Below are 490 nucleotides of genomic sequence, written 5' to 3'. Positions count from 1 at the left end.
CGGCTTCGTCTTGAAACCGGGCACCTGGCTCATGTAGGTGAACGGTGCCGATGCAGTCGCCTTCACGAACGTGAAACCGCAATCGTTCAGCGCCCGGCTCGTCACATACGCGCCGTTGCTGATCGCCTGCTCGGCCGTGTCCCCGTAGACGACCAACGCACCGTGATAGTCACCGAAGGCGAGATCACGACCGGCGATCAGGGCGAGCGCCTCTTTCAGCTCCTGGATCTGGTGCGTGGCCTTGTCTTCGACGGATTGCAGGTGGTTGATCTGCGTGTCGATCGCATCCATCGCTTCGGCCGTGCTCAGGCAGCCGAAGCTCTGTGTGAAGGTGAATTCGACCGGCAGCGTCAGCAGCGGATTCGTCTGCCCCCACCCGGCGCGCGGAAAATCCTTCAGGTCGTAGCAGGTCGCGAAGCGCGTCGAACGATCGGTGCGAATCTCGACCGTGTCGTAATGGAAATGCAAGTGCGACGTCGGGATCAGGTCG

1 protein-coding gene is annotated in these 490 nt (G+C 61.6%); it reads right to left on the bottom strand.

All coding sequences use genetic code 11. The features are described from left to right. The coding region (locus ACV22V_RS32555; RefSeq protein WP_448016839.1) for a VirB4 family type IV secretion/conjugal transfer ATPase at positions 1-490 on the bottom strand (490 nt) is incomplete at both ends.

Source organism: Burkholderia sp. AW33-5, assembly GCF_053427615.1.
Note: the sequence above shows the minus strand (reverse complement) of the source record. Positions and strands in the feature narration are given on the sequence as shown.